This window comes from Acidovorax sp. (assembly GCF_022763525.1).
Taxonomy (GTDB): domain Bacteria; phylum Pseudomonadota; class Gammaproteobacteria; order Burkholderiales; family Burkholderiaceae_C; genus Acidovorax.
Genome location: NZ_JALEGG010000279.1, coordinates 1 through 7,111 on the forward strand (window position 1 = coordinate 1; position 7,111 = coordinate 7,111).

General features: G+C 66.1%; 2 protein-coding genes and 2 pseudogenes. 3 read left to right on the forward strand and 1 reads right to left on the reverse strand.

Annotation, left to right across the window (positions count from 1 at the left end; genetic code table 11):
• Positions 1–505: methyltransferase domain-containing protein (locus tag MRY84_RS21280; protein ID WP_291507675.1), on the forward strand; the 505-nt coding region annotated here is incomplete at its 5' end.
• 183 nt (positions 506–688) lie between these two features.
• Here MRY84_RS21280 and purL read toward each other — a convergent pair.
• Positions 689–4,696: pseudogene (gene purL / locus MRY84_RS21285) on the reverse strand (phosphoribosylformylglycinamidine synthase).
• 144 nt (positions 4,697–4,840) lie between these two features.
• Here purL and map point away from each other — a divergent pair.
• A complete protein-coding gene (gene map, locus MRY84_RS21290; RefSeq protein ID WP_291507676.1) occupies positions 4,841–5,656 on the forward strand; it encodes a type I methionyl aminopeptidase in 816 nt (271 codons plus the stop codon).
• An 87-nt stretch (positions 5,657–5,743) separates the two neighbouring features.
• Positions 5,744–7,111: pseudogene (locus MRY84_RS21295) on the forward strand (bifunctional uridylyltransferase/uridylyl-removing protein); the annotation flags it as partial.

Sequence of the window (7,111 nt, forward strand, 5' to 3'; positions counted from 1 at the left end):
ACGCATGGCATCGCGCCCGCTGAATGCCGGCGAGCGTGTGCTGGAGATCGGCTGTGGCCTGGCGCTGGCCAGCCTGGTGTGCCACCGCCGCGGCGTGGACGTGACCGCCAGCGACTGCCATCCTCTGGCATCGGACTTTCTGCGGGAGAACGTGCGGCTCAATGGAATGGCGCCGCTCAAGTACCGTACCGGGCAATGGGGAACCGAATCGGCCGACACCCCTGCCGATGTGCAAGGCCGGTTTGATCTGATCATGGGCAGCGACGTCCTGTACGAGCGCGACGCACAGGGCACCCTGGCCCACTTTCTCGACCGCCATGCCACCACAGGTGCACAAATCTGGATCGTGGACCCCAACCGTGGCAACCGATCGGCTTTCAGCAAGCAGATGGCGGCGCTGCGCTTTGACGTGGTGGAAGAGCGCCTGGACCACCCCGCGTTGGCCGATGTGCCGGCGTACAAGGGGCGGCTGCTGGTGTATCAACGTACCGCCGCTGCGGCCTGAGCAAGGCGTCCAAGGAATAGGCCAGCGCCCAGCGGCACCAGCACGCCGCAGAGCCCGCGCAGCCTAAGCGCCAGGGCAGCCGTGCAAGGGCCGCCCCGCCGCACCGGCTGCGTCCCCTTCCCGATTCGCTAAGCGAATCGAGAGAAGGGGGAAGCGGCGCAGCCGCTCAGGGGAATGATCCGATCAATCCACCCACTTGCGGGCATTGCGCCAGATGCGCATCCAGCCGCTGTACTGGGCCTTGTCCTCGCTGGTCCAGCTCATCTGGACGTTGCGGAACACGCGCTCGGGGTGCGGCATCATGGCCGTGAAGCGGCCGTCGGCCGTGGTCACTGCCGTGAGGCCGCCCGCGCTGCCGTTGGGGTTGAACGGGTACTGCTCGGTCGCGCGGCCGTGGTTGTCCACGTAGCGCATGGCGGCAATGGCCTTGCCGGCATTGCCCCGGTACTTGAAGTTGGCATAACCCTCGCCGTGCGCCACCGCAATCGGCAGGCGGCTGCCCGCCATGCCTTGCAGGAACAGGCTGGGGGACTCCAGCACCTCCACCAGCGACAGGCGGGCCTCGAAGCGCTCGCTCTGGTTGGTGGTGAAGCGCGGCCAGTCCTGCGCGCCGGGGATGATGTCGGCCAGCTCGGCAAACATCTGGCAGCCGTTGCACACGCCCAGGCCGAACGTGTCGGTGCGGCCGAAGAAGCCCTGGAACTGCGCCGCCAGCACGGGATTGAAGGTGATGGACCGCGCCCAGCCGATGCCCGCGCCCAGCGTGTCGCCGTAGCTGAAGCCGCCGCAGGCGACCACGCCCTTGAAGTCTTCGAGTTTGACGCGGCCGGTCTGCAAATCGGTCATGTGCACGTCGAAGGCTTCGAAGCCCGCCTCGGTGAAGGCGTAGGCCATTTCGATGTGCGAATTCACGCCCTGCTCGCGCAGGATGGCCACCTTGGGTTTGGCAAGGTTGAGGTATGGCGCGGCCACGTTGTCGGCGGCATCGAACGTGAGGTGCACGTGCAGGCCGGGATCGGTGGGCTCGCCCGCGGCCGCGTGCTCGGCATCCGCGTTGGCGGGGTTGTCGCGCTGCTGGCAGATCTTCCAGCTCACAGCGTCCCACACCTGGTGCAAGTCCGCCAGCGGCGCGCTGAACACGGCCTTGGCGTCGCGCCAGACCTGCAGTTCGCCCTTGCCAGCGTCGATTTCGGACGACACCGGGCGGGTTTTGCCCACGAAGTGGCTGAACTTGGACAGGCCATGCTCGCGCAGCACCTGCATCACGTCGTTGCGCTCTGCCGTGCGCACCTGCAGAAGCACGCCCAGCTCTTCGTTGAACAGGGCCTTGAGCGTGAGTTCTTCCCGGCGGGCGCTGACCTGCTGCGCCCAGTTCTTGGCGTCGCCGGTTTCCATGCGGCTGTCGTTGATACCGTCGCCTTCGGTGACCAGCAGGTCCACGTTGAGCGCCACGCCCACATGGCCCGCAAAGGCCATCTCGGCCGCGGCCGCGAGCAGGCCGCCATCGCTGCGGTCGTGGTACGCCAGGATCTGGCCCTTGGCGCGCAGGGCGTTCACGGCGTTGACGAGGCTGACCAGGTCTTTCGGGTCATCCACATCGGGCACCACATCGCCGCTTTGCTCCAGCGTCTGGCCCAGGATGCTGCCGCCCATGCGGTTCTGGCCCTTGCCCAGGTCGATCAGCACCAGGGTGGTGTCGGCCTCGGTGGCGTCGAGCTGGGGGGTGAGCGTGCCGCGCACGTCGGAGAGGGACGCAAACGCGCTGACGATCAGACTGACGGGCGAGGTGACCTTTTTCTTGTCCGCGCCTTCAGCCCACTGCGTGCGCATCGACAAGCTGTCTTTTCCCACGGGGATGCTGATGCCCAGCGCGGGGCACAGCTCCATGCCCACGGCCTTCACGGTTTCGTAGAGAGCAGCGTCCTCTCCCGGTTCGCCACAGGCAGCCATCCAGTTGGCCGACAGCTTCACGCGCGGCAGCTCGATGGGCGCGGCCAGCAGGTTGGTAATGGCCTCGGCCACGGCCATGCGGCCCGAAGCCGGCGCGTTGATGGCGGCCAGCGGCGTGCGCTCGCCCATGCTCATCGCTTCGCCCGCAAAGCCCTTGTAATCGGCCAGCGTCACGGCGCAATCGGCCACGGGTACCTGCCAGGGGCCGACCATCTGGTCGCGGTGGCTCAGGCCACCCACCGTGCGGTCGCCAATGGTGAAGAGGAAACGCTAGGACGCCACGGTGGGGTGGGCCAACACGTCGATCACGGCTTTTTGCAGGGGCACGCCGGTCAAGTCCATCGGCGCGAACTGGCGCTCCACGGTTTTCACGTCGCGGTGCATCTTGGGCGGCTTACCCAGCAGCACGTTCATGGGCATGTCCACGGGCAGCTTCTGGTCGTCGGCTGTGGCAGCGGGGTCGTGCAGCACCAGTTGGCGCTCTTCGGTGGCGGTGCCGATCACGGCAAACGGGCAGCGCTCGCGTTCGCAGAAGGCTTTGAACTGTTCCAGCGATTCAGGCGCAATCGCCAGCACATAGCGCTCTTGCGACTCGTTGCTCCAGATTTCCTTCGGGCTCATGCCAGACTCTTCGAGCTGCACGGCGCGCAGGTCAAAACGGGCGCCACGGCCCGCGTCATTGGTCAGCTCGGGGAAGGCATTGGACAGGCCACCCGCGCCCACGTCGTGGATGGCGAGGATGGGGTTGTTGCTGCCCTGGGCCCAGCAGTGGTTGATGACCTCTTGCGCACGGCGCTCGATCTCGGGGTTGCCCCGCTGCACCGAGTCAAAGTCCAGCTCGGCCGCATTGGTGCCGGTGGCCATGGAGCTGGCGGCGCTGCCGCCCATGCCGATGCGCATGCCGGGGCCGCCCAGCTGGATGAGCAGCGAGCCGGCGGGGAATTCGATCTTCTTCGTGAGTTCGGCGTCGATGGTGCCCACGCCGCCCGCGATCATGATGGGCTTGTGGTAGCCGCGCTGCACGCCGCCGACTTCCTGCTCGTACTCGCGGAAGTAGCCGTTCAGGTTAGGGCGGCCGAATTCGTTGTTGAACGCCGCGCCACCCAGGGGGCCTTCGACCATGATCTGCAGCGGGCTGGCAATGTGCTCGGGCTTGCCCACTGTGCTGCCCCAGAGCTTGGAGACGGTGAAGCCCGTGAGGCCCGCCTTGGGCTTGGAGCCCCGGCCCGTGGCGCCTTCGTCGCGAATCTCGCCGCCCGCGCCGGTAGAAGCGCCAGGGAAGGGGGATATGGCCGTGGGGTGGTTGTGGGTTTCCACCTTCATCAGCACATGCTGGGTGACGCTACTTTTTTGATAGCTTCCAGCGCTTGTCAAATCTGCGCCAGAGGCCATTTTTGCCACAAACCGCTCAACCTGGTGACCTTCCATGATGGAAGCGTTGTCGGAGTACGCCACCACGGTGTGCTGGGGCGCCAGCTGGTGGGTGTTGCGGATCATGCCGAACAGCGACTTCTCCTGCGCCACGCCGTCGATGGTGAATTGGGCGTTGAAGATCTTGTGGCGGCAATGCTCGCTGTTGGCCTGCGCGAACATCATCAGCTCCACGTCAGTGGGGTTGCGCGCCAGGCCATTGAACGCATTGACGAGGTAGTCGATTTCGTCATCGGCCAAGGCCAGGCCGAAGCGGGTGTTGGCGGCCTCCAGGGCAGCGCGGCCACCGCCCAGCACGTCCACATGCTCCATGGGCACGGGCTGCAGCTCCGTGAACAGGGCCGCGGCTGCGCTGCGGTCGGGCACCACCGACTCCGTCATGCGGTCGTGCAGCAGGGCCGCGATCTGCCCCAGCTGCTCCGGCGTCAGCTCAGGCGCCTTGCCCAGCAGGCCCGCCCTGAGGCTGAGGCGGTATTCGGTAATGCGCTCGACCCGGCGGATGGCAATGCCGCAATTGCGAGCAATGTCGGTGGCCTTGGACGCCCAGGGCGAGAGCGTGCCCAGGCGGGGCGTGACGATGAGAACGGCACCGTCCTCGGGGCCCGCGTACGGATCGCCATAGGTCAGCAGCGCGGCCAGGCGTTCTTGTTCAGACGGTGTAGGGGCGGCATCGGTGGCCACCAAGTGCACGAAACGCGCTGCAATGCCGCTGATCTTGGGGTGGATCGCCTCCAGGGCGGGTTGAAGTTGCTGAGCGCGGAAGGAACTGAGGGCGTTGCCGCCCGCCAGCGTAGTCAAGTGCAAGGTCACAGTAGCGGCCTGTTGGGAGTGAGGGAACGTGGGTGCGCCACACCGCGAAGGAAGCCAGCGAACCGGCTGGGCGGGCAACCCCGCATTTTACCGGGCTGTCCGGGCGCCCCTGCAGCCGCGCAGGGCCAATGGGATAATTGCAGGATGAGCATCACCATCAAAAGCGCTGAAGACATCGAGGGCATGCGCGTCGCCTGCCGCCTGGCCTCGGAAGTGCTGGACTACATCGCCCCCCACATCAAACCGGGCATCACCACGAAAGAAATTGACCGCCTGGGCGCCGAGTGCATGGCCCAACAGGGCACCGTGTCGGCCACCGTGGGCTACCAGCCGCCCGGCTACCCGCCCTACCCGGCCTCGCTGTGCACTTCGGTCAATCACGTGGTGTGCCATGGCATCCCCAACGACAAGCCGCTCAAGAAAGGCGACATCGTCAACGTCGACGTCACCGTGATCACCCAGGACGGCTGGTACGGCGACAACAGCCGCATGTACATCATTGGTGAAGGCTCCATCGCGGCCAAGCGCCTTTGCGCCATCACCTTCGAAGCCATGTGGCACGGCATCGTGCAGGTCAAACCCGGGGCCCACCTGGGGGACATCGGCCACGCCATCCAGAAGTTCGCCGAAGCCCAAGGTTTCTCGATCGTGCGCGAGTTCTGTGGGCACGGCATCGGCAAGAAATTCCATGAAGAGCCGCAAGTGCTGCATTACGGCCGCCCCGGCACGCTCGAAGAGCTCAAGCCCGGCATGGTGTTCACCATCGAACCCATGATCAACGCGGGCCGGCGCGAGGTGAAGGAACACGGCAACGACGGCTGGACCATCGTGACCAAGGACCACAGCCTGTCCGCGCAGTGGGAGCACACGGTGCTGGTCACCGAGACGGGGTATGAAGTGATGACGCTGTCGGCCGGCTCGCCGCCGCTGCCGTCCTTTGTGACCGCGACCAAGACCTGACCCGCCGACCGCGCGCCCCAGGGCCGGCGCGCACAACTCTTGCATGGCTTTTTGCATGGCACTTCCTTCGCGCGACCTTTGATGACCATGACCGAAATCCATGCCCTCCGCGATACCTACCGCCGCGACAAGGCCGCGCTGCTGACAGCCCTTCAGGCCACCGGCGCGTCCACGCGGGGCATCCACCTGCTGCTGCGCAAGCTCTCGGGCCTGGCAGGACAGCTGCTGCAAACCTTGTGGGAACGTGCCGAACTGCCAGCCGACATGGCGCTGGTGGCGGTGGGCGGTTTCGGACGCGACCAGCTTTTTCCCTATTCCGATGTCGACGTGCTGCTGCTCATGCCCGACGGCATGGCGCCTGAGTCGGGCAGCGCGTTACGCACCCGGCTTGAAGGCTTCATCGGCAGTTGTTGGGATGCGGGCCTGGAGATCGGCTCCAGCGTGCGAACCGTGGCCGAATGCCTGGCCGAAAGCGCCGGGGATGTCACCGTGCAAACGTCGCTGCTCGAATCCCGCCTGGTGTGCGGCAACGCCACGCTATTTGGCGATTTTCAGCGGCAGTACGCAGCGCAGATGGATCCCCAGGCCTTCCTCGTGGCCAAGACGCTGGAGATGCGCCAGCGCCACACAAAGTACGAGAACACCCCCTACGCACTGGAGCCCAACTGCAAGGAGTCGCCTGGCGGGCTGCGCGACCTGCAGATGATCCTGTGGGTGTCGCGCGCTGCGGGGCTCGGCCGCAACTGGAAGGAACTCGCCGCCAGCGGCATGGCCACCGCCTTCGAGGTGCGCCAGATCGAGCGCAACGAGGCAGTGCTGTGCCTCATCCGTGCTCGCCTGCATGCGGCGGCCGGTCGACACGAAGACCGGCTCGTGTTCGACCTGCAGACCGCCGTAGCCGAGTCCTTCGGCTACCGCTCGCTCTCGCCCGAAGGTGCACGCCTGCCCATGCGCGCGAGTGAAACGCTGATGCGCCGCTACTACTGGGCGGCCAAGGCAGTCTCGCAACTCAGCCAGATCCTGCTGCTGAACATCGAGGAACGCCTGAACCCCTCCACCCACGAACCGCGGCCCATCAACGAGCGTTTCTACGACAAGGCCGGCCTGATCGAGGTGGCCAGTGACGACCTGTACAAACGGGACCCGCATGCGATCCTCGAGACCTTCTTGCTCTACCAGACCACCGTGGGGCTCAAGGACCTCTCGGCACGCACGCTGCGTGCCCTGTACAACGCGCGCGGCGTGATGGATGCGGCCTTTCGCCGCGACCCGGTCAACCGCGCCAACTTCATGCGCATCCTGCAGCAGCCCTCGGGCATCACGCACGCAATGCGCCTGATGAACCAGACCTCAGTGCTGGGCCGCTACCTGTGGGCGTTTCGCGGCATCGTGGGGCAGATGCAGCACGACCTGTTCCACGTCTACACCGTGGACCAGCACATCCTGATGGTGCTG